Annotated in this window: 19 protein-coding genes and 1 tRNA gene; 4 read left to right on the forward strand and 16 right to left on the reverse strand. The window is 38.6% G+C overall.

What is annotated here, in order from left to right; genetic code table 11:
• Positions 1 to 505: 505 nt before the first annotated feature.
• The 13 genes from sprA to FFJ24_RS19475 form a co-directional block, all read right to left on the reverse strand.
• Positions 506 to 7,705: a cell surface protein SprA gene (gene sprA / locus FFJ24_RS19415; protein WP_138818824.1), complete on the reverse strand. Its 7,200-nt coding sequence runs from the start codon at positions 7,703 to 7,705 to the stop codon at positions 506 to 508.
• Positions 7,706 to 7,716: 11 nt separating this feature from the next.
• Complete coding sequence (gene ruvA / locus FFJ24_RS19420) at positions 7,717 to 8,301, reverse strand: Holliday junction branch migration protein RuvA (protein ID WP_138818825.1); 585 nt, start codon at positions 8,299 to 8,301, stop codon at positions 7,717 to 7,719.
• 6 nt (positions 8,302 to 8,307) lie between these two features.
• The gene (locus FFJ24_RS19425; protein ID WP_138818826.1) at positions 8,308 to 10,629 is read right to left on the reverse strand and encodes an NADP-dependent malic enzyme; all 2,322 of its coding nucleotides are present in this window, start codon (positions 10,627 to 10,629) and stop codon (positions 8,308 to 8,310) included.
• A gap of 190 nt (positions 10,630 to 10,819) precedes the next feature.
• A complete protein-coding gene (locus FFJ24_RS19430; RefSeq protein ID WP_138818827.1) occupies positions 10,820 to 12,223 on the reverse strand; it encodes a lytic transglycosylase domain-containing protein in 1,404 nt (467 codons plus the stop codon).
• 206 nt (positions 12,224 to 12,429) lie between these two features.
• Positions 12,430 to 13,848, reverse strand: a complete 1,419-nt coding sequence (gene gatA, locus FFJ24_RS19435) for an Asp-tRNA(Asn)/Glu-tRNA(Gln) amidotransferase subunit GatA (RefSeq protein WP_138818828.1) — start codon at positions 13,846 to 13,848, stop codon at positions 12,430 to 12,432.
• A gap of 18 nt (positions 13,849 to 13,866) precedes the next feature.
• A complete protein-coding gene (locus FFJ24_RS19440) occupies positions 13,867 to 14,067 on the reverse strand; it encodes a twin-arginine translocase TatA/TatE family subunit (protein WP_029287719.1) in 201 nt (66 codons plus the stop codon).
• An 11-nt stretch (positions 14,068 to 14,078) separates the two neighbouring features.
• Positions 14,079 to 14,441 carry a twin-arginine translocase TatA/TatE family subunit gene (locus FFJ24_RS19445; protein ID WP_138818829.1) on the reverse strand — a complete coding sequence of 121 codons (363 nt, stop codon included), beginning with the start codon at positions 14,439 to 14,441 and terminating at the stop codon, positions 14,079 to 14,081.
• Between the two features lie 46 nt (positions 14,442 to 14,487).
• A complete protein-coding gene (locus tag FFJ24_RS19450) occupies positions 14,488 to 15,783 on the reverse strand; it encodes a murein hydrolase activator EnvC (RefSeq protein ID WP_138818830.1) in 1,296 nt (431 codons plus the stop codon).
• A 187-nt stretch (positions 15,784 to 15,970) separates the two neighbouring features.
• Positions 15,971 to 16,762, reverse strand: coding sequence for a DUF4292 domain-containing protein (locus FFJ24_RS19455; protein WP_138818831.1), 792 nt, complete (start codon positions 16,760 to 16,762; stop codon positions 15,971 to 15,973).
• On the reverse strand, positions 16,740 to 18,437 hold the full coding sequence (locus tag FFJ24_RS19460) for a tetratricopeptide repeat protein (RefSeq protein WP_138818832.1): 1,698 nt from the start codon (positions 18,435 to 18,437) through the stop codon (positions 16,740 to 16,742). Before FFJ24_RS19460 ends, FFJ24_RS19455 begins: the two co-directional genes overlap by 23 nt.
• A gap of 58 nt (positions 18,438 to 18,495) precedes the next feature.
• Positions 18,496 to 18,927, reverse strand: coding sequence for a dUTP diphosphatase (gene dut / locus FFJ24_RS19465; protein WP_138818833.1), 432 nt, complete (start codon positions 18,925 to 18,927; stop codon positions 18,496 to 18,498).
• A gap of 81 nt (positions 18,928 to 19,008) precedes the next feature.
• Positions 19,009 to 20,490, reverse strand: a complete 1,482-nt coding sequence (locus FFJ24_RS19470; RefSeq protein WP_138818834.1) for a lipopolysaccharide biosynthesis protein — start codon at positions 20,488 to 20,490, stop codon at positions 19,009 to 19,011.
• 69 nt (positions 20,491 to 20,559) lie between these two features.
• Positions 20,560 to 20,832, reverse strand: coding sequence for an acylphosphatase (locus FFJ24_RS19475; protein WP_138818835.1), 273 nt, complete (start codon positions 20,830 to 20,832; stop codon positions 20,560 to 20,562).
• A 391-nt stretch (positions 20,833 to 21,223) separates the two neighbouring features.
• Between FFJ24_RS19475 and FFJ24_RS19480 the strand changes: the two genes are divergently transcribed.
• A complete protein-coding gene (locus FFJ24_RS19480) occupies positions 21,224 to 21,589 on the forward strand; it encodes a hypothetical protein (protein ID WP_138818836.1) in 366 nt (121 codons plus the stop codon).
• Between the two features lie 124 nt (positions 21,590 to 21,713).
• On the opposite strand, the gene FFJ24_RS19485 is transcribed toward FFJ24_RS19480, so the two are convergent.
• The 3 genes from FFJ24_RS19485 to FFJ24_RS19495 all read right to left on the reverse strand — a co-directional run bounded on the left by FFJ24_RS19485 (position 21,714) and on the right by FFJ24_RS19495 (position 24,251).
• Positions 21,714 to 22,670, reverse strand: coding sequence for a nitronate monooxygenase family protein (locus tag FFJ24_RS19485; protein WP_138818837.1), 957 nt, complete (start codon positions 22,668 to 22,670; stop codon positions 21,714 to 21,716).
• A gap of 227 nt (positions 22,671 to 22,897) precedes the next feature.
• Positions 22,898 to 24,064 carry an amidohydrolase family protein gene (locus FFJ24_RS19490; RefSeq protein ID WP_138818838.1) on the reverse strand — a complete coding sequence of 389 codons (1,167 nt, stop codon included), beginning with the start codon at positions 24,062 to 24,064 and terminating at the stop codon, positions 22,898 to 22,900.
• A gap of 114 nt (positions 24,065 to 24,178) precedes the next feature.
• A tRNA-Thr gene (locus FFJ24_RS19495) sits at positions 24,179 to 24,251 on the reverse strand.
• Positions 24,252 to 24,638: 387 nt separating this feature from the next.
• On the opposite strand from FFJ24_RS19495, the gene FFJ24_RS19500 reads away from it, so the two are divergent.
• The 3 genes from FFJ24_RS19500 to FFJ24_RS19510 all read left to right on the forward strand — a co-directional run bounded on the left by FFJ24_RS19500 (position 24,639) and on the right by FFJ24_RS19510 (position 25,741).
• Positions 24,639 to 24,953 carry a hypothetical protein gene (locus FFJ24_RS19500; RefSeq protein WP_138818839.1) on the forward strand — a complete coding sequence of 105 codons (315 nt, stop codon included), beginning with the start codon at positions 24,639 to 24,641 and terminating at the stop codon, positions 24,951 to 24,953.
• An 82-nt stretch (positions 24,954 to 25,035) separates the two neighbouring features.
• Positions 25,036 to 25,347 (forward strand): hypothetical protein, encoded by a 312-nt coding sequence (locus FFJ24_RS19505; RefSeq protein ID WP_138818840.1) that lies wholly within the window; start codon positions 25,036 to 25,038, stop codon positions 25,345 to 25,347.
• Positions 25,348 to 25,426: 79 nt separating this feature from the next.
• Positions 25,427 to 25,741: a hypothetical protein gene (locus tag FFJ24_RS19510; RefSeq protein WP_116169014.1), complete on the forward strand. Its 315-nt coding sequence runs from the start codon at positions 25,427 to 25,429 to the stop codon at positions 25,739 to 25,741.
• The last annotated feature ends 23 nt before the right edge of the window (positions 25,742 to 25,764 follow it).

Here is a 25,764-nt window from a genome sequence, read left to right on the forward strand (position 1 = left end):
ATTTTGGACAGTCCTTCTGTTCGTACAACCTATTATTATTATTGCTTTTATCCTATTGACGAGCACTATATTCTGGTTGAATACAAGGCATGCAAAAAACATAGAATAAAACCGGTCATGAGGCTGTTTCATAAATATAGATTATCATCTTGAGGGGTAATTTATTGTATAAAAATCAACATGAATGACAGCAATTTATCTATGTGTAAAAATTCCCCGAGTTACCGTCCTTTCGAGCGGCGGAATACCTGTATCGATTTTACATCGGTAATGTAGTTGAGAACCAGAAGGCTCTGTAAAGCAAAATTTGTTTGATAGATCTCTCCACTTCGCGTTGCTCCGGTCGAGATGACGACCTTTTTTTATAGTCTGTTAATGGTAGCGTAAAGCACGAACAATCATTTCAGGACTATCCATAAAACAGGTATTTTTAAAAGAAAATTCACGTGCAACACCAGATCATTTATGCAGGTTGTACCACTTCTTAATACCAGGACTATATCTTCTAATTTAATGTAAACCTTAAACTAAATCCGAAATTACTGAATGAGGTATTAAAAGTTTGTGAGGTATAAGGTTTGGTAATGTTCGAATCGTAAAACAATTTGATGTTAAATTTCTGATTCAAAACATAATCTACACTTGGCCGAAGCGTAATGTTTTTTGCACCTGAAGAAACTTCTGCTTCGGTAACATCGGCACGGTAAATCACCGTTTTATTATCACGGATAGCCACATCCAATTTAAAGTCCATATTGTTATCCATTTTCAGGCTTTTAAACCATCCAAAAGGGAAACGGAATTTATTGGTACGGTAGCCCAATCCCAAAACCATATTGTTTTCTGATAACTGTGCCAGCTGACTATTTGATAAACTTAAGCCCAATAACCTCGAACGGTTTAATTCAAAAGAAGCGGTCAGGTTATTTTTAAACCTCGTATCAACGCCAACCAAAGGAGAAAAATATTCTGAAATGGTTACCTGAGCAAACTGGTATTCCGGTAAAAAGTTATTATTTACATCTCTGCTGCTAACGGCACCGTTTGTTTCCTGGTAACGCAACAATGAGTTAAAACCATTAATATTATAGGCCGAACGATAGCCATGACGGATATCGACAGACGAAAATTTATCGGCAATAAAAGGAATACGTGTTAAGCCGCTATAAGTTAGGCTCCAGTTTGGAAGCGGTATTTTAGGGAAAGCATTCATTTTTGTTTTACCTGCATCTTTACCCGTATAAGCCGCCATAAAAGCAGAGATAATTACATCCTGGCTCTCCTTACCGTAACCATCTGCATAGCCCGCATTAATGCCTCCGGAATTTGGGTTTTCAGCGCCCAGCCTTCTGGAAATAATAATCCTATTAGCCATAAACTGATTAAATAACCCTGAAATAATGGTGGAGTTGCTTTCTTTAAATGCAGTACCCAAAGCGATGTACGATACGCTGTAATCGCCCGTAGTAATTGCACTCAGATTCTCAAAAGATGATACGCTGGCCACATACCTGAAATTAGTAGAAAAGTTTCTTGTTTGCGCTTTATTTGCCTTTAAGGTAATCCGTAGATCTTTAAAAGGCTCCAGTAAACCGGTGAATTGAAAATCCTCTCTTAAGGTATTTACATACAATTGGTTCTGTAAAGTATCAGTTGTTAACCAACCATTATTCAAAGCCATTTCCCTAATATCCCGCTGACTACCAAAAGCAAAACCTAAGCCTGGTGCCCCTGTTGCATTGTCGATACCGAAATACTTCGTGGTTGGCAAATAACCAGGGAGAAAAATACCTTTAGTTTGTACGAAACTGGCATTAACATTTTTTAAACTGGTTAAGATGTTGATGAAAAAATTCTTCGCTTTGCCACCGTCCTGATCATTACCAGCATTCCTGATAAAGCCAAACTTGTTGTACAATGTAATAAGGTTTAACGTTGGGTTCACCTGTACAGTTCTGCTGTTTTGTACGGTATTACCCAAATTAATATTTGGATCCAGTAAGGTAGAAAGCGGTTCGGTTTGCCAGTTAAAGTTGGTACCATAACGGGTTTTTACGGTAACCCAGTTTAGCCCTGGTATTTTATCAATTGGTAAATTATAGGTAACGTTTAAATTGTGGTTATAATCGGTTGTACGTCCCAAGCGTTTTAAGTTTTGCCAGACAGTATCGCGTTTCATGCCGTCAATTCGTCCATCCGGCTCATCGATGATCGAATAATTTGTGGCATTAAAATCTAATTGTAACGAACGGGTAAGGTTCCATGCGATACCATAAATCCGGCTCATGGTAAAGTTTTTGTTAAAGGTGGTGCCATAGCCACTCTGGTAAAGCCCGATGGTATTATTCGGATCGTTATTCCGTAAGGTATTTTCTGAATACAAGCGGTCTACATCAATCCTGAAATTAATGGCACTTGGAAAAATACTGAAATTGAAATCCTTCAATAAAGCCAGCATGTTCGATTTTATAATCTTTTCAAACGGCGCTATTGTTTTCGCTTCTTTAGCATAACTGTATTGTAGCGATGCCCTATAGGTATTCTGAATACTGCTCTGGTTAATAAAGTCGCGATGGTTATATTGGGTATAAGCATAACTTGCTGCAAAGTTCTCAATATCCCAAAGGCGGGCAGGTTTACTGTTATTGGTCCTTTCTTTTCTTACGTTGGTAAAGTTTATCCCCCTTCTAACAGTATAATCCTGTGCAAAATTTAAAATCGAATCTTTTTGTTCTTTTGTGGATTGCTCCAAAGCATTTTTGAGTTCGATATCTGGTGTCCTTGGATTGTACTGCGGAGTAGAAACCTGTTTAGAGTAACTCACAAACATCGGGATTTTCATCCCCGATTTTTGTGGCAGAAACTTACCTAACTCCATGGCAGAAGAAACATCAAGCAATACATTATCTGCACGGTTCCGCTCGCTCACTTTCGAATCGATAGATCCAAAACCGATGGTTGATTTACTTCCGGAAATATTGACATCGGCAAAATCGGCTAATTTTAAATTCAATCTTCCCGTAGCTGCCCAACCACCTCTTTCATCGAATTCAGTTAATCTTAATTCGTTAAACCAAACCAGCGCATTTTTATCAAGACCATCATCATTACGTTCATCATTGGTGGCACGGAGCGGATTTTTAACACCCACCATATATACCCTAACCTTACTCATATCAGGTTGCCCTTTAACGATGATTGTTTTTGTTCCGTCGGTATAGGTAAATGGAACATTTGTAGGCCATGGCTGTCCGTTAGCTTGTTTGGCTACGTTACGGGCCAGCTTGGCATTCTGGAAAAGCATCAGATCAATATCCATTCTGTTGGCTTCTGGCCAAATAGCATCAGGATCGCTGGTACCCGGATTAGTCACCTTTAACGGGATTACATATTCATAATAATTATCCTGGTTATCGGTTCCGATTCTTAAGAATGCGGCAACATCGTTATCATTTAAAATTTGGTTATTAACAGCCTCGGCATGAATAAACATTTCCAAATGTTTATAAGATCTGAAATCGCTGTAGGCTGTTTTAAAAGCTGCTCTGCCATAGCCATCTCTTAACGATTTTACGGTAACGGATAGTGATTGCTCATTTAAACGCGTATCGCCACGATAGTTGCTATAGTCGCGCTCACGAAGAATACCAGGAGGTGTAACATACGGAATTGGTGAACGTTTTCCATTTTCTTCGATGTTTACTGTTGATACTTCAATAGTAGAATTATCAGGCGTAAGTGCGGGCAAAGATGGATCGACGATTACTTGTGCAGCCAGATTCGAAGCATTATATGGTCTCCATTCCCCGCGGATCAATTGTAACTTCGCGAAACGCATTACGGCAGTATCGGCAAAATTAGTCATAAACATCCTAAAGAAACGGATAGATTTAAAATCCTGGATACCGCCTACCCTATCCTGGTACTGGCTAATCGGAATCCTGAATTGATACCACGAAACAGCCTGTGTGTTTCCATTGGCCAGTTTTACCTGCGACGTTACTTTATCGGTAATAAAATTCTGTCCAACATTTAAATCTCCCGGGCGCATCGAAACTTTATACTGAAAATACTCATCACTTTGCGTCATGTTATTATCGCGGTTGATGTCTTCCCCATCAGGTAAAGAAGTCGAAGCGGAGTTTTCCAGTCCTAATTCTTCTTGCGACTGCTGCGAAGTTTTAGAGTTTCCTTCAGTTCCGTTATATTTTTCATAGCGTTTAAGAATACCTGCATTAATCTGATCTAATGCCGGCCCCCTGAAATAAGTATAATTATCTGATGATGGATCGGCATCAAGAGCAGTTGAAGCTGTTGCGTTTAGTTGCGATTTGATCTGAGTGATTGCTGCAGCAAATTTTACTTTTTCATCAGCATCTGATAATCCGTCCAAACCTACATCCTGTGCCCTGCGCGAATCGGCATTATTATCGAAAGCCTGTACAACGGGTTGTAATTTCGGCACGCGCCCCCAAACAGTTTCATCGTACTTGCCCGGATCGTTTGTTGCCGGCAAACCATTTTCCAACGATTTTCTTCCATCTTTAAGAATATCTTCCGAAATATTCCCCAGGTTAAAATATATATCACCACCTGCCGAATTTGGTTTATAAATAAATGGGTCCATTACCCAAAATTCGATAAAGCCAACATTTAAAGCTTCAAAATCGTTTGTTTCGATCTTTCGCTGAAAACCTCCCCAATTATTTCTGGGTTGCAATAAACTTCCATCTGGTCTGAAATCAGTGGTACGGAAATTATAAGGTCCCCTAACGGTTGGGTAAAAGGCCACATCCAGAGTGGTAATATTTAAGGCCTGCCCGGTTGCCGTTTCCTTAAAAGGAAAAACTTCCTGCTCAATTACCTCTCTTACATAGTGATTGGAAAGTTCTGCGCGGTTGCCCCTGATATTGGCAGGAGTGGTAGAAGCCGCCGAATTATAAAAAGTTGGATCGATGTTATAAAATGCAATTCGTGCCCGGTGGTAACCATAGGATAAATCGTTGGATTTATCAAATTCCGGGAAAAGCTGAGGAGTACCAGACAGCTGCCAGGCAATGGCACTCTTTAAATCGATTACCGATCTTGATGCTTCGAAATCATCTAAATAACTTACCCCGTTTTTACTGCCTGCAAAATTCAACGCCCTTGGGTGACCTGGAATTAGTTGAGCAAATTCACCGTAAAAAGTTACACTTGATGGCGCTTTAGTTGAAATAAAAGGAAGTTTATCAACCAGTTTTGTTAAAAACCGTGAGGGTGAACTATAGTTAATATCTGCTCCCCAAATGGTATTCGAGATGGGTTCCTCGCCGATGTTTACCTTTTGGGTTAAGGGTTTTTCGGTCAGGTTCATGATCGTACCCCCCAGGTTTAGTTTATTGTTTACACGGTAGTCTAAACGGGTTCCGAAAAGCGACCGCTGTTGCAGACCAAAGGTTTCACTGTTTTCTGTGGTAATTCTAATCGGTTGTCCAGATACCAAAAGTGCCTGATTAATGATGCTTACACGTCCACCCTGATAATCGACCGTGAAATCTACGCCTTCTGTCAGCGGCATTGTTCCTGCAAAAACCTTTACCGATCCTTCCGGAACATTAATGGCATTTAAGCTGAATTCAGAAGAAATATCAGATTGGTAGTTTACTTTGATGGTATACCTGTTCTGGTTTTGAAACAGCTGCCTGGCGATGGTTTGTGTTGAATCGTAAAGCGCGGTAAAAGTATATTTATTGATCAATGCCTGTTCGCTCGGCAAAAACTTTGCAGCCAGATCTTTACCAAATGGCTCAATCACAGGAAAAATAATCCTCCCATTTGCCGGATCAATGGTGATATATCCCGAATTGGTATTGGTAACCAATGAGGTCTGCCCATTGCTGCCTACACCGAACATACTGGCTTGGTTGGCATTGCTTGCCGTAGAATAAGATCCAAAAGCATTGTTTGCAGATACAAAATCGAAAACCCCATCGGGCTTCCGCTCATTTTGCTGATTCAAACGATCGAATTCAGTTAGGGCAATCCACTGTTTATTAGCGGTATTCTGACCTTCGGTCATGACCGGATTGTCTACACCTGTTTCGTTATCGATACGGTAAATATCCAGTTTAAAATTCTGACTGCTAATCTGATATCCGCCGATAGCGTAAATATTTTTCATCATCAGGTCCCATGTTGGCAGCTGAATCTTCGTGGTTTCGTTCTTTAATAATTTGGCATAAAGCACTTTTGGATTAGCCGCATCAAAAGAAACATCGGTAGAAAACTCGCCCACCTGATATTCCACACCGTTATAGGTATAGCGGTAAGCAACTGCTAAAACCTCATCGGCATTTAGCGGATTGTTTAATGATAAATAACCGAGTTGTGGCTGAAAAGTAAATTCGCGATCTGTTAACTTCCTCGCATAAACCAATTTAGCAAAATTATCGGTATTGCTACTGTTAGCTGGCGTTGTTTGGAAAAAAGAAAGGACGGCATTAGAATTTGTCTGCCTGATAGCACCACCCTGATAAGCATTTAATTGCGAGATCAAGTTGTTAGATTGCTGTGGGAAACCGGTGGCGGTAGTTCCTGCCGGCAGACCAGAAGTACCTCCGGTAATTAAATTATTGTTAAAAGGAACGTTTTCACCCAAATCCATCAAACCCAATACATCCCTGGAGTCGGTGGTATTTCCTGCTTTATTAGTAATCCAAACTTCAATTTTGGTAATCTGGATCGGAGAGGTAATGATAGGTGCGTTAGCCAGGTTTTTGTTATAGTTATTTCTAAAATATTGCGACAGGAAATAGTGTTTATTGGCTTCGTAGTTATCGATATTTACCGTGGTGGTATTTTGCTGTGCCCCATTGGTAATTTTAATCTCTCTAGATTGTGATTTTTGTTGGGTATAAACACTTGTTACGTTTAAACGCCCGAATTTTAGTTGCGTTTTAATACCAAAAAGGGCCTGTGTTCCGGTAATTAAAGAAGTATTTAATGGCAGACTTACGTTACCGGCTTCTATTTTTTGAATAATATCATCTACGCCGCCTGTATAATCCAGTTTGATTTGATTTTCAAAATCAAACTGTGCTTCTGTGTTGTAATTACTTTTAATTTTTAATTTGGTACCAATATTTCCAACCAGGTCCATCTGAATCCTCTGGTTAAAATCGAAATTGGTTTGTACCCTTTGTCTTTCATTAAAAAGAGGGTTTTCATTTTTATTCACCCTTCCCAAAAAAGTAAGCTCGGCCTCACCGCGTGGCTGAATATCAATCGTTGTGCCTCCAAACAGTTTTTCAAAAGCTCTGCTGTTTACCTGGATCTGCGGAATAATGCCGGTGCTTCTATAGTCGCTCACCTCAGCATTAGAAATGCTTCGCCAGTTACTCCTTTTTATTTCACTGTTTACCAGCCGTTGGTACTCATCAATGGTAAGGTATTGGGTATTAAGAACGAAGTTTTCGCCGATGAGTTCTTTAACAATATAACGCCTGTTTTTTGCATCGTATTCTACAACACGCTTTAAATTACTGGGAGATGGATAAAATGGATGAATTGCCGGACTAAGGCCTAACCGTTCTTTTTCCCGTAAGCTAAAATTGTTTTTCGGGATAATAGTATCCGTTTTGCTTGGAACAACTTGAGCATAAGCAGTTTGAGAAGCAATTAAAAAAAGAGGAATGAGAAACAGAAATGTAGATATTCTCTTCAAAGGCGTTAAATCTATAAAGTTTTCAAAGCTTGTTTAATTAACTGCTCTACCGATAGGCTTCCCTCTGTCACTTTTAATATCTGGTCTATAGTTTTTTCGGCGGTTTGTTTGGCGAATCCGAGCATTACCAATGCTGATAACGCTTCATCTTTAACAGTATTGTGCTGAGGCATAGAAATTAATGAGTCAGCACCTTCTTTTTTTAACTTATCCTGCAGTTCTAAAACCAGGCGTTGTGCGGTTTTTGCACCCAAGCCCTTAATCCGCTGTATGAGTGGCAAATCTGCCTTCACAATTGCAGTCTGAATCTCAACGGGGGTGATGGAGGATAAAATCATCCTGCCCGTATTCGGTCCGATACCCGATACCGAAATTAAATGTAAAAATAAACGGCGTTCGCCTTCATCAGCGAAGCCGTATAACGTATGTGCATCTTCTTTTACATGCAACCAGGTATACAATTTACACCTTTCTGCATCGCCCAAAGCGCTGTATGTATTTAATGAAATGTTTATATGATAGCCTATACCTCCGGCTTCAACCACAACATAGGCTGGGTTTTTAAATGTCAATCTACCATCAATATAGGCGTACATGTAATATTACTTTTTAGTTGTTTTCCCAAATATACCTTTTCGTTTCGATGTTGCAATTTCTTCTTTTGCCTGCACATCTACAACAGCTATGGTAACCATATTAACGATTTCACGTACAGAACTACCTAATTGAACAATATGAACAGGTTTATTCAGTCCTAATAAGATTGGACCAACTGCTTCGGCACCGCCAAGCTCTTGTAACAATTTGTATGCAATGTTTCCCGACTCCAGATTTGGGAACACCAAAGTGTTGGCCGGGGCATCTGCCAAAGTGCTAAATGGAAAATTATCCTGCAACAGTTCGTTGTTGATGGCAAAGTTTCCCTGCATTTCTCCATCCACCACAATTTCAGGATGATTTTGATGAAGAAGCCTTACTGTTTCCCTTACTTTGTTTGGGGTTATCCCATCGTTAGATCCAAAATTTGAATAAGATAACAAGGCAATGCGCGGTTTGATGTTAAACTGTTTAACAGATTTATCAATCAACAGCGTGATATCTACCAACTCTTCAGCAGTTGGGTCTACGTTTACAGTGGTATCGCCAAAGAAAACAGGACCTTTTTTGGTCATCATCATGTACATACCTGCAACCCGCTTAACGCCTGGTTCTACACCGATTACCTGCAGGGCAGGTTTAATAGTAGCGCCATAATTTTTGGTCAAACCTGAAATCATGGCATCGGCCTCGCCAAATTCAACCATAGAAGCACCGTAATAGTTACGGTCTCTCAATAATTTTGTCGCATCGCGCATCGAAGAAACGCCCTTGCGTTGGCGTTTTTTAAAAAGTGCTTCTGCATATTGTTGGGTTTTTTCAGGATTTTGCATCTGATCGATGATCTCTACTCCCACAAGCTCCAGCGCATGCTCATCAATAATGGCTTGTATCTTTTCTTTATTCCCTAAAAGAATGGGAATGGCGATATTCTCATCTTTTACAATCTGAGCAGCTTTTAAAATTTTATAATTATCAGCCTCTGCGAATACCACGCGTTTAGGGTCCATCTTCGCTTTGGTAGTTACCGCCCTCATGATGGCATCATCCAAACCTAAACGTTTCCTTAATTCTTCATTGTAGGCATCCCAATCGGTAATAATTTTTCTGGCCACGCCACTTTCAATTGCAGCTTTAGCAACGGCAGTTGATACTTCGGTAATTAACCTGAAATCAACAGGTTTTGGGATGATATAGTCACGTCCGAATTTTAAATTACGCGCATTGTAGGCCAGGTTAACGGCTTCGGGAACTGATTTTTTGGCAAGTTCGGCAATTGCCCTAACCGCAGCGATTTTCATGGCTTCATTGATACTGGTTGCCCGAACATCAAGCGCTCCACGGAAAATATAAGGAAAACCCAGTACATTATTCACCTGGTTCGGATAATCAGAACGGCCTGTAGCCATGATCAGATCTTTACGGGTTTTGATTGCCAGTTCATAGGCAATTTCAGGATTTGGATTCGCCATCGCGAAAACAATTGGGTTTTTAGCCATCCCCACCAACATATCCGGAGAAATGACGTTTGCTGCTGAAAGTCCGATAAAAACATCGGCCCCTTTCATTGCCTCTCCAATATTAGAAATACCTTTTCTGGTGGTTGCAAAGCTCATGCGGATATCATCCAGATCAGTCCGGTGGATATCAATTAATCCATTGATATCGAACATCACCAAATTTTCTTTTTTAACCCCTAAACTCAGGTACATTTTAGAGCAGGAAACCGCAGCAGCGCCTGCGCCACTCACCACAACCTGGATTTTATCTATTTTCTTTTTTTGAATTTCGCAGGCATTTAATAATGCTGCACCAGAAATGATGGCTGTTCCATGCTGATCATCGTGCATTACAGGAATATTCATTTCCTGTTTTAAACGGCGCTCAATCTCGAAACACTCCGGTGCCTTAATATCTTCCAGATTGATTCCTCCGAAAGTTGGCTCCAAAGCTTTAACGATTTTTACAAAATCATCTACATTTTCAGTATCCAGCTCCAAATCAAATACATCGATGTCGGAGAATATTTTAAACAGAAGGCCTTTGCCTTCCATTACCGGTTTACCTGCTTCAGGACCGATGTTGCCCAGCCCCAAAACGGCTGTTCCATTACTGATTACAGCAACTAAATTACCTTTTGCGGTATATTTATAAACATCATCTTTGTTGTTTGCTATTTTTAAACAAGGCTCAGCAACTCCCGGAGAGTATGCCAGGGTTAAATCCCTCTGCGATGTTGTGGGTTTTGTGGGTACTACTTGTATCTTTCCCGGACGGCCTTGCGAGTGGTAATCCAACGCATCTTGCTTTCTATTCGTATTACTCATTAAGTAACTTATTAGTGACGTCGCAAAGGTACAATTCTTTTTATGAGGCTTAAAATAAAAAGCCGTTCAAAAAAGTTAAATAAGACGCAACGTTAAGCTACTGGTAATGTCAAATAGAGTAAACAGTTGTTATGATAAGATTTCAGAAAAGCCTGATCGATAAGTAAATATTATAATCAAGTTTAAAGTACTATCCCTTGCTAATTTTCAAGATCATCCCAACCTGCAAACCTGCTTTTGATAAACGGTTATCTCTTCTGATGCTTTGAACAGTTGCACCGTCAAATTTCTCCGCAATTTCCGATAAGGTATCGCCCGTTTTTACTTTGTAACTTAAAAATGATGATGGTGCTTTTAATGGTGTACGGTTTTTGGCATAGATCTTTAGTCTTTGTCCTGGCACTAAGGTTTTGCTTTTTAAACCATTCCAAACTCTTAAATCCTGTACCTCTACACCATATTTGTCGGCAACAGTTGTTAAACTCTGTCCTGAAGTAACTTTATAATACACCACAGCCGATGTAGCTATACTTTTAGTTTTTTTCTTTCTTAAATCTCTTACATCATCAGTACTCGCGGCCACCACTTTCATGCTTACATCCACTTCCTGGTTGTTTAGTACGTCGTAAATACCGGCATAATCAACATCCCTCAATTTGGGCATTACAATCCGCTTCGGCTCATCATCTGTCCCATTTACAATCTTTTTCTTATACGATGGGTTTAAGGCCATAATCGCTGCTTCATCAACATTTAACACTTTTGCAAGCGTGGACAACGAAACAAAACGAGTGGTTTGAACGGTATCGGTTTTCAGGAACATGCTCGATGCCTGCGCCATAATCTGATGCTTGTGCGAATAGTTCATCACATATACCGCGGCAATAAATGCGGGCACGTAATTTCTGGTTTCCTTAGGCAAAAACTGTCTGATTACCCAAAAATCCCTCGATCCCGCTTTATCGATAGCCCGGTTCACATTTCCCTTTCCGCAATTATATGCGGCAATGGCCAACAGCCAATCACCAAGCTCTTCAAAAGCATCTCTAAAATATGCTGCCGCAGCATAACTGGCCTGGATCGGATCTTTGCGTTCATCTACAAAATTGTCCATCTTTAGCCCATAGGCCTTACCAGTGCCAAACATAAACTGCCAGATACCCGTTGCCCCTACTCTCGAAATAGCATGCGGATTCATCTGCGATTCGACGATAGTTAAATATTTTATTTCCTGCGGAATGTTATAATCCTTTAAGGCCTTATCAAAAATCGGGAAGTAATAGCTTGATAAGCCGATCATTTTACCGAACATATCTTTACGTTTGGCATAAATATCGATGTACTGCTGAACGTATTCGTTGTATGGAAGGGGTACTGTTTTAGCGATAGAATCTAGCCTGAGCTTATAGATAAAGTTCTGCCCCATAGTTAATGGGTTTTCAGAAACAACCGGTACCGCTACAGTATCGGTATTGATAAAGATGTTGTTATGAATCTTCGGAAGGCTATCCAGTTTGAGTGTTTGTTGCGCGGAAGAGGAAGAAACGTATCCTAAACAAGTACAAATTGAAGCAAAAAGTAATTTTTTAATCATGGGCTATTGGTTCAAATTTTCATTAACCGTAGTTTGTGTTTTCACAAACCTTTAACCAGATTTCTTTTTCTCTCACAATAAGGAAAAGTTAAGAATCTGCGAACCTTCCAGACGACGCCTGGAAAACAGTTAATAAATGCCATTGCCATACTTAACTATAATGCTTTTTGCATTAAAATTGCTTCGTAATTGCAATGACGATAAAACTATGATAAAAATGCCTGAGAAAAAGCCAGAAGCTTGTCTTCCTCAAAATGTTTGGCTGTAAATTGTATACTTAACGGTAAACCTGCCGCATTATTGCCTATTGGTAAAGCAATTGCCGGATTCCCGCTTAAAGAAGGTAATACGGTAAAAATATCGGCCATATACATTACAATTGCATCCTGAACATGATCGCCAATTTTAAAAGCTGCTGTTGGTGCCACAGGAGACAGAATCAAATCATAATCCTGAAGCAAAACGTCCATTTTTTCTCTGATCAATCGACGAACCTGCTGTGCTTTTTGATAATATGCATCGTAATATCCTGCACTTAAAACAAAAGTACCTAAAAGGATGCGGCGTTTTACTTCTTCGCCAAAACCTTCGGCGCGGGATAATTTATAAAGTTCATTCAGGGATTTCGCATCCATATTACGATGTCCGTAATGAACGCCATCATAACGCGAAAGATTGGAAGAAGCTTCGGCCGTTGTTAAAATGTAATAAGCCGGAACCAGATAATCCAACAGATCAAAAGAAACATACTCAACAGAATGCCCATCAGCCTTAAGCTGTTCGATTGATTTTAAAATAGCAGATTTGATTTCGGGATCAAGGGCTTCGCTCTCAATAGTTTCCCTTAATACCGCTATTTTTTGTTTTTTACGTTCATCCAAATGAGCAGGATAATCGGGTACTGCAGCTGGAGAAACTGTAGAATCATAATCGTCAGCACCAGCTAAAACCTGTAAGAGCAGAGCAGCATCTTCTACTGAAGATGTAATGGGCCCAACCTGATCGAAAGAGGAAGCATAAGCAATAACACCGTACCTTGAAATGCGGCCATAAGTCGGTTTAAGTCCAATCTGTCCGCAAAAAGCAGCTGGTTGTCTTACCGAACCACCGGTATCGGTACCCAGGGCCGACAAACACATATCGGCCTGAACTGCAACAGCAGAGCCGCCTGAAGATCCACCCGGAACAAGTTCGGGATTTGCCGCATTTTTAGCAACCCCATAGTATGAAGTTTCATTAGAGCCGCCCATAGCAAATTCATCACAGTTTAAACGGCCGATAATAACGGCATCTTCCTGTAACAAACGTTGTACAACTGTAGAAGAATATGGGGATACGAAGCCTTCTAGCATTTTTGATGATGCGGTAACAATATGGCCTTCATAACAGATATTATCTTTAATACCAATTACCATCCCTGCAAGTTTACCTGCAGTGCCTTCTTCTATTTTTTGCTGCACTGCTTTCGCCTGAACTTCTGCCGATAAAAAAAACACCTCATTAAATGCATTGAGGTGTTCATTATATTCAATTTGCTTAAAGTAATAAGCTAATAAATCGGGTAAAGTTAATTGCTTTTGCGAAATGAGTGTTTGAATCTCCTTCAGAGAGCTGTATTTCTTCAAAACTAAAAATTATTGCAATTAAACAGTTTTATCGCGGTTAGATGGATCTACTTGTTCTCCGTCAACGCCATCTTTACCATCTTTAAATTCTTTAACACCTTTACCTAAACCTCTCATCAGTTCAGGAATTTTTTTACCACCAAATAATAACAATACCACTACCGCAATAATGATAATTTCTGGTGTTCCAAGCATTGCTGCTATTGTTGTATTTAACATGATTTTTTTGTTTAAACTTTTTCTTTGTCAGTTACAATTTTCTCATCCGTAGGCTTTGCCAAATCGATATGTGGCACACTTGACTCAACTTTTTCATCAACAGGCGATTCTTCTGTTGGGTGATGACGTTGACTATGGGTATTTACAGCTGTTTCTTCCGCTTCTTCTTTATCTAAGTCCATAGCATTAATATTTCTGTGAATTTCACGCTTCACACCATCAGAGGCATCTTTAAATTCTCTGATCCCTTTCCCCAGTCCTCTTGCCAGTTCAGGTAATTTTTTACCTCCGAACAACAATAGAACTACCACTAAAATGAGCACGATCTCCGATCCACCCATATTTAAAAACTCTAATAACGTGCCTTGATACATCACTAATATAATTTATACAAATATAGACATTTTAAAAACTATTCTTTTATTTACTGATCCAGGCTTCCGGATTTAAAGCTGCCTGCCCTCTTCTGATCTGAAACTTCAGCACAGCATCATCACCAGTATTGGCTACAACCCCAATGGTTTGTTTGGTATCAACAGAATTACCCACGCTCACACTAACCGATTTTAAATTCTGATAAACCGTAAAGTATTCACCGTGGTTGATCAAAACTACCGTTCTTCCCATCATTACCTGAACAGCAGCAACTTTACCTGCAAATACCGCTCTAACCGCCGCCCCATCTGTTGTAGTAATATCTACACCATCGTTGGTATAACTTGCCTGATCTATCTTATGCATACCAAACCTTTCGGTTATGGTACCTGTTGCTACCGGCCAGGGTAACCTACCCCTGTTATTTTCAAAGCCCGCCGATAACCTTGCCGCTTCCGGAGTTGCGGTAAGCAATTCCCCAGTCGATTTTGCTTTAGCTGTAGGGGTAGCAGGAGCTGTTGGTGCAGGTTTATTTTCTGCCTTGGCTTTTGCTGCCGCAATTCTTGCTTCTTCAGCTGCTTTCCTTCTTGCCTCTTCTGCGGCCTTCCTTCTCGCTTCTTCAATTGCCCGCTGAATTGCAGCACTAATGGCCCTGTCTATCTGAGCCTGTTGTTTTTTACGACTGGTGATATCCTGTTTAAACTGTTTTTCGTCCTTGCTCAGTTTGTTTAATTCTACTGATTGCTTACTTTTATCTTTGCTTAAACGCTCACGCTCTCTTTCCTGTTCCTTCAACAGATCACTTTTTTCTCTAAGTGTTTTATCCAGCACTTTAATTTTACCGTTCAGATCTTGCTGGGTATTTTCAATATATCCGGCCTGTTTTTTACGGTATTGACTAAACTGCTGTAAATATTTGATCCTTTTATATGCCTGGTTAAAATCCTTCGCTGCAAAAATGAACATCATTTTATCGTACGAATTTCTGTTGCGCTGGGCAAATCGGATCATGCCTGCATACTCTTTTTTAAGATCTCCTAACTGACCTTGTAATGTATGTACGGTATTTGTGTTCTGAGAGATTTGGTTATCCAGATTTTTTATTTCAGAGTTAATGGTCCCAATTTTATCCTGGCGCAACCTAATCTGAGCATTTATAGTATTAATCTGCTGTATAGTAAGCTTTTTACCACTGGCAGTTTTATTCAAATTCTTCTGAAGCTGTTCGATTTCGCGTTGTATAGCTTCTTTTTTCCTTCTGAGCTGACTTTCAGTTTGTGCAACAGCCGAAAGTGTTAACACGCTTAAAAAAAGGATAAATAGGAGTTTTTGTAGCTTCATTAAGCCAAAAGTATAAAAATTTTATAGTAAAAAGTATTAAAATCGAGATACTAAAGTCATAATTGCTTATTACAAAATCGTCTTCACCTAATCTTCATATCATGCAAAGATTGCCAAAGTGACCATACTGAAGCAGCAGATACCTTTGGCAAGCCAGTTATAAATATTAAATTATTAAGTCCTAAGCTTATTTCACAACCGCAAACCTCTTTGGTACATTAAACGGAAAATCGATAGGAACATTGCCATCAATTTTCACAAACTGTAGATCGATGTTTATTTTCTTCGCTTTAGACAGTGTTTTGATCTGTAAAGCACTTGGGAATAAAGATTCATTTAACTTCTGATAATCGGAATAGGTAACTTTTAATGCCTGTCCGTTTCTAACGTCATTTAAATTGGTTTCAGATACCTTGAACAGCGTATTAAAAAGCAGTTTGTAATCTAACTCCGCTTTGCTTCCCGAAACTACCCAAACACCATTTTCCTGTTTAACATCTGATTCTGCAGTTAAAAACTCACCCATGGCATTTCCCGTTAAAATAGCCTGGAGCGTATTAAAATTAACCTGTTTGTTGGTGAAATTGTAAATATAACTAAACGGCTTTTTGAGGTATTCACTTTTCATCCGGTTCATGATCTTGATGCTATCAGGCGTAATCAAAGCCCTTGCCACCTCCGCCATTCCACCTAAGGCCGTAATACTTACCCAAATGGTTTCCTTGTCTTTCATTTTGAAATTCATGGTAACGTCATTTGCATCGGTGCCAATAGCTAAAGTTGCTTTTGCTTTTAAAGAAAGTGTATTAAATTTAAGTTGTTTGCTATTTAATAAGGTTAAGGCTTCGGCTTTTGAATTATCTGTTTTGGTTTCCGTTTTGGTAGGGGGAGCCACAACAATTTCTTTTTTAGGTTTGCATGCCGAAACAAAAATTACAGCTCCTAACAGGAATGCACTATTTAAAATATTTCTTTTCATTTATCTTTTTAATTAATACTTCTGATCCGTTTCCGGACTCTTTTGCTTTTTGCCATTGAATTAATGCGGCGTCCTTTTCACCTTTCATAAAAAGTATATCGCCATATCGCTCCAGGTAAACACCATTTTTATTGTTATTGTTTTGCAAAGCCTTTTCTATCCATGTTTTCGCCAGATCGTATTTCTGCTGTTTAAACAAAATAAAAGCATAAGTATCTGCAATTGAGGGATTATTTGGCATTGCATTGGCTGCTGTTTCCGCATATTTCTCCGCCTTTGTTAAGTCATCATTTCTTAACGCCAGATAATACGCATAATTATTCATGATGAGATAATTATCGGGCTCCGTTGAAATGGCTTTTTCAAAAGCTGTTTTAGCCAGGGGAAAATTATTCTGGTTGATGTAGATATCGCCCTGAAGGGCATAAATTTGTGCCTGCAGGCTTTTATTCTCCACATCTAACTGTAAGGATGTTTTTAAATTGTTTTGAGCAGACTCATATTTACCGGTCCTAAACATTGCATAAGCCATGTAGTAGTATAAACTGGCCTGATTTGGGTAAATGGTTAGCGCTTCATCGCCTACTTTTATAGCATCATCATAATTCCCCAGTAAAGTTTGGATATTAATTACCTGTTCCCAAACTACATAAACCTGTTCGTTAAGTTTCAAAGCAGCCTGATATTGGCCCAATGCCTCTTTCAGGTTATTCTGCTGATAAAGTACATCGCCATAAAGTGCTAATGCTTTTGCTTCAGTCGGATTTTTCTCTGCAACTAACTTACTCAGTTCACTTACATTTTTAGCAATAACAGGCTGGTTAAGTTTCGGAAAAAGTGCTGCAATAATCTTTACCTTTTCAGCAAGCGGCATTTCATCACTTTGGAAAGCCAATTTTAAGGATGAAAATGCAGCGTCATCATTTTTCTGCTTGCGGTAAATATCGGCCAGAGCCAGGTTTACCTCAAAATTATTCGGTTCCAGCTGCCGGGCTTTGGTTAATACCTTTAATGCTTCCGGATCATTTCCTTTTTGTAAAAGCAAACCTGCTGCGTATAAATAGTTCTTTACATCCGCCTGGTTACCTTCCAATAATTTTACAATATCACTTTCTGTTGCACTTCCATTTGCCTGAAAGCGCTTTCTGGCATTCGTCAGGTCTCTTGAATCGCCAAATTTAACCTGGATTTCATCATAAGTTTTTTTTGCAGCATCTAACTGATTAGCTAAAAACTGGGCATTGGCCTTATCAAAATAATAGGCATCATTTTCGGGATCAATGCGGATCAACTGATTAAAAACCTCAATCAGTTCGGGCATTTGATTGCTGCGCTTGTATATCTCACCGAGTAAGCGCCAGTACCATAAATTACCAGTATTTAATTTGATTGCCTGTTTGATGTTCTGTTCGGCCTCGCTAAGTTTATCTAAACGGAGATTGGCATTGGCCAGCTCGAAATAAGCGGCATGGTTATTTGGATCTAATCCAACAATTTTATTAAAATTGGTAGAGGCGACAGCATAATTTTCAGACATTTTCTCCCGCAGACCGGCAAAAAACAATTGCTTTACCATATTGCTATCACGGTTGGTACCTGGTACAACCGTTCCCTGCCCAAAAGCCTGGAAGCTAATCAAAGTGGCTCCAACAAGAAAATGTACTTTGTATTTCATATCATTTATCAATCCAAAATTAACTCCAGACTAAGGACTTATGACTTAGGACTGTTGACTATTTCCCCGTATGTCCGTAACCGCCTTCGCCGCGTGCAGTTTCTCCTAATTGTTCAACGGTTTGCCAGCTTACAGTTTCGTGTTTGGCCACTATCATTTGTGCAATCCTATCGCCATTAACGATTTTAAAATCTGTATCCGATAAATTTACCAATAATACTTTTATTTCGCCACGGTAATCAGCATCAATTGTACCTGGTGAATTTACAATGCTGATGCCGTGCTTATAGGCCAGGCCGCTTCTTGGTCTGATCTGTGCTTCGTAACCAATAGGCAGTTCGATAAACAAACCCGTTGGTACTAACAGACGTTGTAAAGGTTTAAGTATTATTTCTTCTGTGATGGCTGCCCTTAAATCCATTCCTGCCGCATTTGCAGTTTCGTACTGAGGAAGCGGGTGCCCGGATGTATTGATGATTTTTATTTCCATTCTTTTTTATAATTGGATGCCCAGGTTGATAGTTCATAATTTAATGGCCATTGACCATGAACCAATAATTATAAATATTTTTTAACCCTTCTTTAGCATTTTCATTACATTATTCTTCTCAAAATAGAAAATACCCAGGAGAAATAACACTAAAATGCCATTCCCGATGTAAATGTTGCGTTTAAAAACCCAAAAAGATAAGTATACCATCACAATAGAAACCAATACATAGACACTCATTGCTTTAAGTTTATAAGGTATGGGGTAATGTTTTTGTCCGAGTAAATAAGAAATAACCATAATGATAAAATAGGCAAACATTGATACCCATGCAGAACCCATATAACTAAATTTAGGAATCAGGATAATGTTCATGATGATGGTGAAAACAGCGCCGACCAAAGAGATATATAGGCCGTACCTGGTTTGATCGGATAAACGGTACCATACCGATAAATTCATATAAATACCTAAACAAACATAGCCGAACAACAAAAACGGAACTGCGTTGAGCCCCACCCAATACCTTGAATTGATGAAATATTTGATGATTTCGATATTGGCTGTTAAGCCTACAAAAAGGATGGATAAAGCAAGTACAAAGTAATATAAAATGTTAGCATAGGTTTGTTTTGCATTTGCATTTTTAGCGTGACTAAAGAAAAATGGTTCGGCACCTAACCTAAAGGCCGTATTAAAAATACTGATGAAGATGGCCAGCTTACATACGGCCCCGTAGATACCAACATCATGATTGGCAATACTTGCTGGCAGGTACTTACCCAATAAAATTTTGTCTAAATTTTCATTGATAATAAATGATAAATTGGCCACCAAAACAGGCCAGCTATATCCCAGCATATTGTTAAATAAGCTTTTATTAAACTTAAACTGGATTTCCAAAAACTGTGGAATAAGCATAAGCAGCGTGACAATGCTCGCGATTAAATTGGCTACGAATACATACCCCACCCAACGGCCTTTATACCACGAAGTGAACCATCCGCTCAAGATATCATGTTTGATGAGGAACGGGATAACGTAAATAAACACCAGGTTTAAGCCCACAAATGTGCCTATATTGAGAAACTTGATTAAGCTATATTTAAATGGCTTTCCATCGGCCCTTAATTTGGCGAATGGAATTACACTGATGGCATCCACAAATAAAATCCATGCGAAATAATGTACATAAGATTTTTGGTCAGCCAATTCTGCGATGTTTCCGTCTAATGTATACCTGGCCAGGTAATCGGAAAAAATTAATGCGGTGATTAAAAACAGGGTTGATATAAAAGCAATTACTAAAAAGCTATTGTTATATACTTCCTGCTTCCGATCTTCATGTTTATTTAAATACCTGAAAAAAGTGGTTTCCATCCCAAAAGCCAGTATTGGATTGATGATGGACACGTAACTGAACATTTTGGTAAAAACACCATAAACTCCAGGAGCGAAAACACCCGTGTAAACAGGCGTTAAAATAAAATTGAACAACCGGGAAAAAATGGTACTAATACCATAAATCATGGTTTGCCCGAGAAACTTTTTATATACAGACATTTATGATTGAGATTTGAGCATTGCGTATTGAGATAAGTTCCATACCGGAACAAATAGCAATTCAGCAATTTATTTTCTTAAGACTTCAAAATTACGATAGTTTTTCACTTCGCCATCGCTCACCGCCACATTTTCTACACGTGAGCGGTCAGGGCCTTCATTGCACCAGTTTAGAAATTCTTCCAAAAAAATTTCTTCGCCTTCCGCTTCTATATAAACCGATCCGTCTTTTTCGTTCCTTACAAAACCATTTACCATCATTTGGTTGGCAATAATTTTAGTAGTTTCTCTAAAGCCAACGCCCTGTACTTTGCCTGTTACTTTTATATTGAGATGTTTCATTTATTGTTGTAAAGTTGAAATGTTTACTGTTGCAAAGGTAAATGAATTATAACAATTCTTTAACACCTGTTCATGATGGCACCAAGCTGATGTAATGGAGCTATACCCATTTGTTTGGTTATACAAAATCAATTACGTTTTATCTTAGAGCTACAAGAGCCTATTTAAATTAAATAAAATTTATTTTGTATGTCAGTCTGAGCGTAGTCGAATATGAATTGTAAAATAAAGTTGAAACTTAAAGGAGTATCAATAGCCGAAGTGAGTTTATAAAAGAACGGGGTAATTATCTGCCAAATCAAAAATTATAATTAGACTGGTTATCATTAACACTAATTTTTCCGGATTAGGCTAACATTTAGGTAATTTGAATTTTAAAACGGAGACGATAATGAGTGTACATATAGGATTGATGATCTGGAAGGAAATGAAAACCAAAGAGATTTCTGTTTCCCTATTCGCAGAAAAAATGGCCATTAGCAAAACCAAAGCACAGGAAATCATCAATAGTCCAAGCCTGGATGTTTCACTGCTTGCCAATGTGAGTGAAATACTGGGCTACAATTTTTTCAGCTATTACGAAAAGGGTAAACTATTTTCGGAGTTTAGTAAAAAGGAAACGCAGGCATCAGCAGAAGAGATCAAAAGGCTAAAAAGCCTGCTAAGCGAGAAAAATAAAGCCATCGAACTTAAGGATAAAATAATCCAAAACCTCTCACATACCGTTTCTTTACTCGAAAAAGTCCAATACCGTTAATTGGAAGCATGATTGTTGTCGAATAAGTCTTTCAAAGAACAACAACACTACCAATCATCCATTTAGCCCCAAAACCAATAGATGTGGTGAGATAAGCCTTATAATTGCATAATACGATGTTGATTTAGATATAAAAATTGTTTTGCAGTTGCGCAAGCTGGGCTATTTTTACATTAAATTCCTGCCATATTTCGTCAAGGATAACTCTTGCAGGCTTAATTTCTTTCAGCATTGCCGAAACCTGACCGATTTCAAGTTCGCCATTTTCCATATCGCCTTCAAACATTCCCAGTTTCGCCCTGGCATGGCCCAAAAGTTCAGCCAGCTCATCCCGGCTTGCTCCGTCGGCTTCAGCTTTGGTAATAGCATCAGCAAATTCATTTTTCAGTAACCTTACCGGAACCAGTTTTTTCATCGCTAGTTTAGTATCGCCCTCACTGGCAGCAATAATTTTATGTTTAAACGCCTGATGAGCAGACGATTCTTCGGCCACTGCAAAAGCCGAACCTATTTGAACGGCATCAGCACCTAAGGCAAATGCAGCCAGCATGGCTTTACCACTCCCGATGCCACCTGCAGCGATGACCGGAATGTTAACAAGCTCTTTTATTATAGGGATTAAACACATCGTTGTAGTTTCTTCTCTCCCGTTATGCCCACCCGCCTCAAAACCTTCGGCAACAATCGCATCAACACCGGCTTCCTGAGCTTTTATAGCAAATTTTGTATTCGCAATTACATGAACCACAGTAATACCCTTTTCTTTTAAAAAACTGGTCCATGTTGCCGGGTTACCGGCAGAAGAAAATACAATTTTTACCTTTTCTTCAATTACTACATCTATAATTTCCTGAATATTAGGGTAAAGTAATGGAATATTAACGCCAAATGGCTGATGAGTTGCTAATCTACACTTTTGAATATGTGTTCTTAAAACGTCAGGATACATTGAACCTGCTCCAATAATGCCCAGGCCTCCTGCATTAGAAACTGCTGAAGCCAGTCTCCAGCCACTGCACCAAACCATTCCAGCCTGAATAATAGGATATTTAATATTGAATAGTTTACAGATTGGGTTCATGAGGAAAATTTACTTTACAAATAGTTGGCAAATTATTGAAATATCACTTATTCCGAAAGAATTCTATATAATTCCAAAATCGCGTTAAATAAATTGAAATAATACCCTTATACATAAAAAAGCTGATTTTTAATGTATAAGCTCGAAATGGCATTAAACTCATGACCAAATAAAATGACTCTTCAAAACAAGCGATTTTTAAGGTTATTAAAGAACGGATACTTTCTTTAAATCAGTCGCTGTACTTTGTCGCTTTCAATTGTAAAATTGGCAGACAGCCGGATTAAATTCAATCCTGGTTTTTTACCAACTTCTATTGTACCAATTTGTTGATCAAGCTCCAAAAATTCTGCTCCGTTTATTGTTGCCCAGCTCAACAGTTTTTCAAAAGGAACCTGTTTGTATTTCTGTAAAGTGAACATTTCCGACAGAATATTAAGTTGATGGTTACTGGCCAAACTATCCGTACCTAAAGTAATTTTCACTTTTTCATCTATCAGGAGATTAACATCTGGCAAAGTGTTTTCAATATAAAGATTAGCCTGCGGACAAAGGCACCAGTATAAATTCGGGTTATTCGCTTTCGCAAAAGTAATGTCAGCTTTGTTTGAAACGGTATTGTGTACCAATAAAGTTTTCTGTTCCTTAATATAAGGTAGCCAGCTTTGTAATGATGTTTTATGGGTTGGCTCGAAGAAAGTGATGTCCAGTCCTAAAAATTGATAGAGATCTAAAAATCCACCTGTTTTATTTTCAAAAAAAGCATTTTCATTGTCCGTTTCCTGATTGTGAACACTAATAAGGCTATTATCTTTTTCTGCCTCTTCCCTTATTAATTCGAATAATGCCGGAGATACTGAATAAGGTGCATGCGGAACAATAGATACAGGCAGTGGTTTAAAATCCTCCTTAATTCCCTTCACATTATCCATTATGGCTCCGGCCCTTTCGGGATTAAAACCCATGGCCTCTACAAAGGTATGGTAATGGATTTTACTCTTCTCTTTCACTTCTTTAGAGGAAATTTGATTGGAAATATCGCCAACGGCTACAATCCCATTTTCGAACATTTCCTGGTCGGCTGCATACATAGCCGCTTTAATCTCTGCTATATCGCCCTGTCTGCTTTTAATAATATGCTGTACAAATTCTACCAAACCCGTTTGCTCAGGGATTTGATCTAATATATGCGATAATTCTAAATGGCAATGGGTATTAATTAAGCCTGGAACGATTGCCCCTTTATATTTTATGATATCCAAATTAAGGTTTTCGGCTTCTTTTTTGGTTAACACTTCTTCAATTTCGCCCTCTGGATTTACAGCTACTACTCCGTTTTTCATTGGTGGGGAGGAAACAGGAAAGATCCAATCTGCTGAAAAGTATTTTAACATATCGCAAATTAGCGGAATAACCGGAGCAAATAAAAAATATTTTATCTGCCTGACCTATTTTGATGATAAAATGATTTTTGATTTAACTTCTTAAGAAATTAGAAAAAGAAAAAGAGCCTCCTATCGGAATCGAACCAATGACCTACTGATTACAAGTCAGTTGCTCTACCAGCTGAGCTAAGGAGGCTTTCAATCGGGCTGCAATGATAGAAAAAAATCTTCTTTTTTCAAAAATTGAGATTTATTTTTTCCGACGTGCTTTCAGATGTTACCATCTGAAAGCTAAAGGAACTCTGGAGTTGCAATAGTTTGCAATTCCACTCCAAAGAATTTTAAATCCATCAGATGGTAATATCTAATGGCAAAAGAACAACGGCACACTACCGGGCTAATAACAAATGGTTGCTAAACTTGTAGTCATTCACCACAAAGTGTGGACAAACTCCACAACATTAAAACTTTGGCACAGAAATAAATTACTGTAAATCAATTATTTAAATAAAAAACGCTGTTTGGCACCATTATGAAACATTAGCAAGTATTGTTACACAAATTAAATTTTAAAATATATACCATGAAAAAATTCGTTTTAGCAGCTACAGTATTAGCATTCGCAGGATTCTCAGCAGTACAGGCAAGTGAAGTAAAAGATTTTAAAACTACTGCAATTGTTTCAGTTCAAGATAGCGCAGTGAAAACTCCAGTTAAATTGGAAGAACTTCCTGAGCCAGTAACAACCGCATTAAAATCTGATGCATATAAAGGTTGGACCGCTACTGAAGCCTGGTCAGTTAAAGAAGGTACAAAAGAGTATTATTTAATCAATGTGAAAAAAGAAGCTGAAACCGGTTCGGTAAAGATCGACAAAGACGGTAAACCAGTTCAATAATCAATACAAAATTAGCGCTCCACAATTAACAATTATATTTAAACAGTAACGAAAGTTACCAATCATATTAAAACACAATATCATGAAAAAGATCATTTTAGCCGCTACTTTAGCATTCGTAGGATTCACAGCAGTACAAGCAAGTGAAGTAAATACAATCAAAAATGCTGCAATTGTTGCAGTTCAAGATAGTGCAGTAAAAACTCCAATTAAATTGGAAGAACTTCCTGAGCCGATTACAACAGCATTAAAATCTGACACCTACAAAGGTTGGACAGCAACTGAAGCTTTCACAGTTAAAGAAGGTACTAAAGAGTATTATTTAGTAAATGTTAAAAAGGAAGCAGAAACAGGTTCACTTAAATTTGATAAAGACGGTAAACCAGTTCAATAATTTAAAATAAATACGCCATAAAGGCATAATCAATATAAGCGTAGCCTTAATGCTCGCACTAACTTAAAAAATAATCAAGATGAAAAAATTAATTTTATCAGCTGCGTTCTTAGCTTTTGCAGGATTCTCAGCAGTACAGGCAAGTGAAGTAAATACAATTAAAAATGCTGCAATTGTTGCAGTTCAAGATAGCGCAGTGAAAACTCCGGTTAAATTGGAAGAACTTCCTGAGCCGGTTACAACAGCATTAAAATCTGATGCTTATAAAGGATGGACCGCTACTGAAGCCTGGTCTGTTAAAGAAGGAACAAAGGAATACTACTTGATCAATGTTAAAAAAGAAGCCGAAACTGGTTCGGTTAAAATTGATAAAGACGGTAAGCCCGTACAATAAAACCCAAATAATTACATCTACCT

Source organism: Pedobacter sp. KBS0701 (assembly GCF_005938645.2).
GTDB lineage: Bacteria > Bacteroidota > Bacteroidia > Sphingobacteriales > Sphingobacteriaceae > Pedobacter.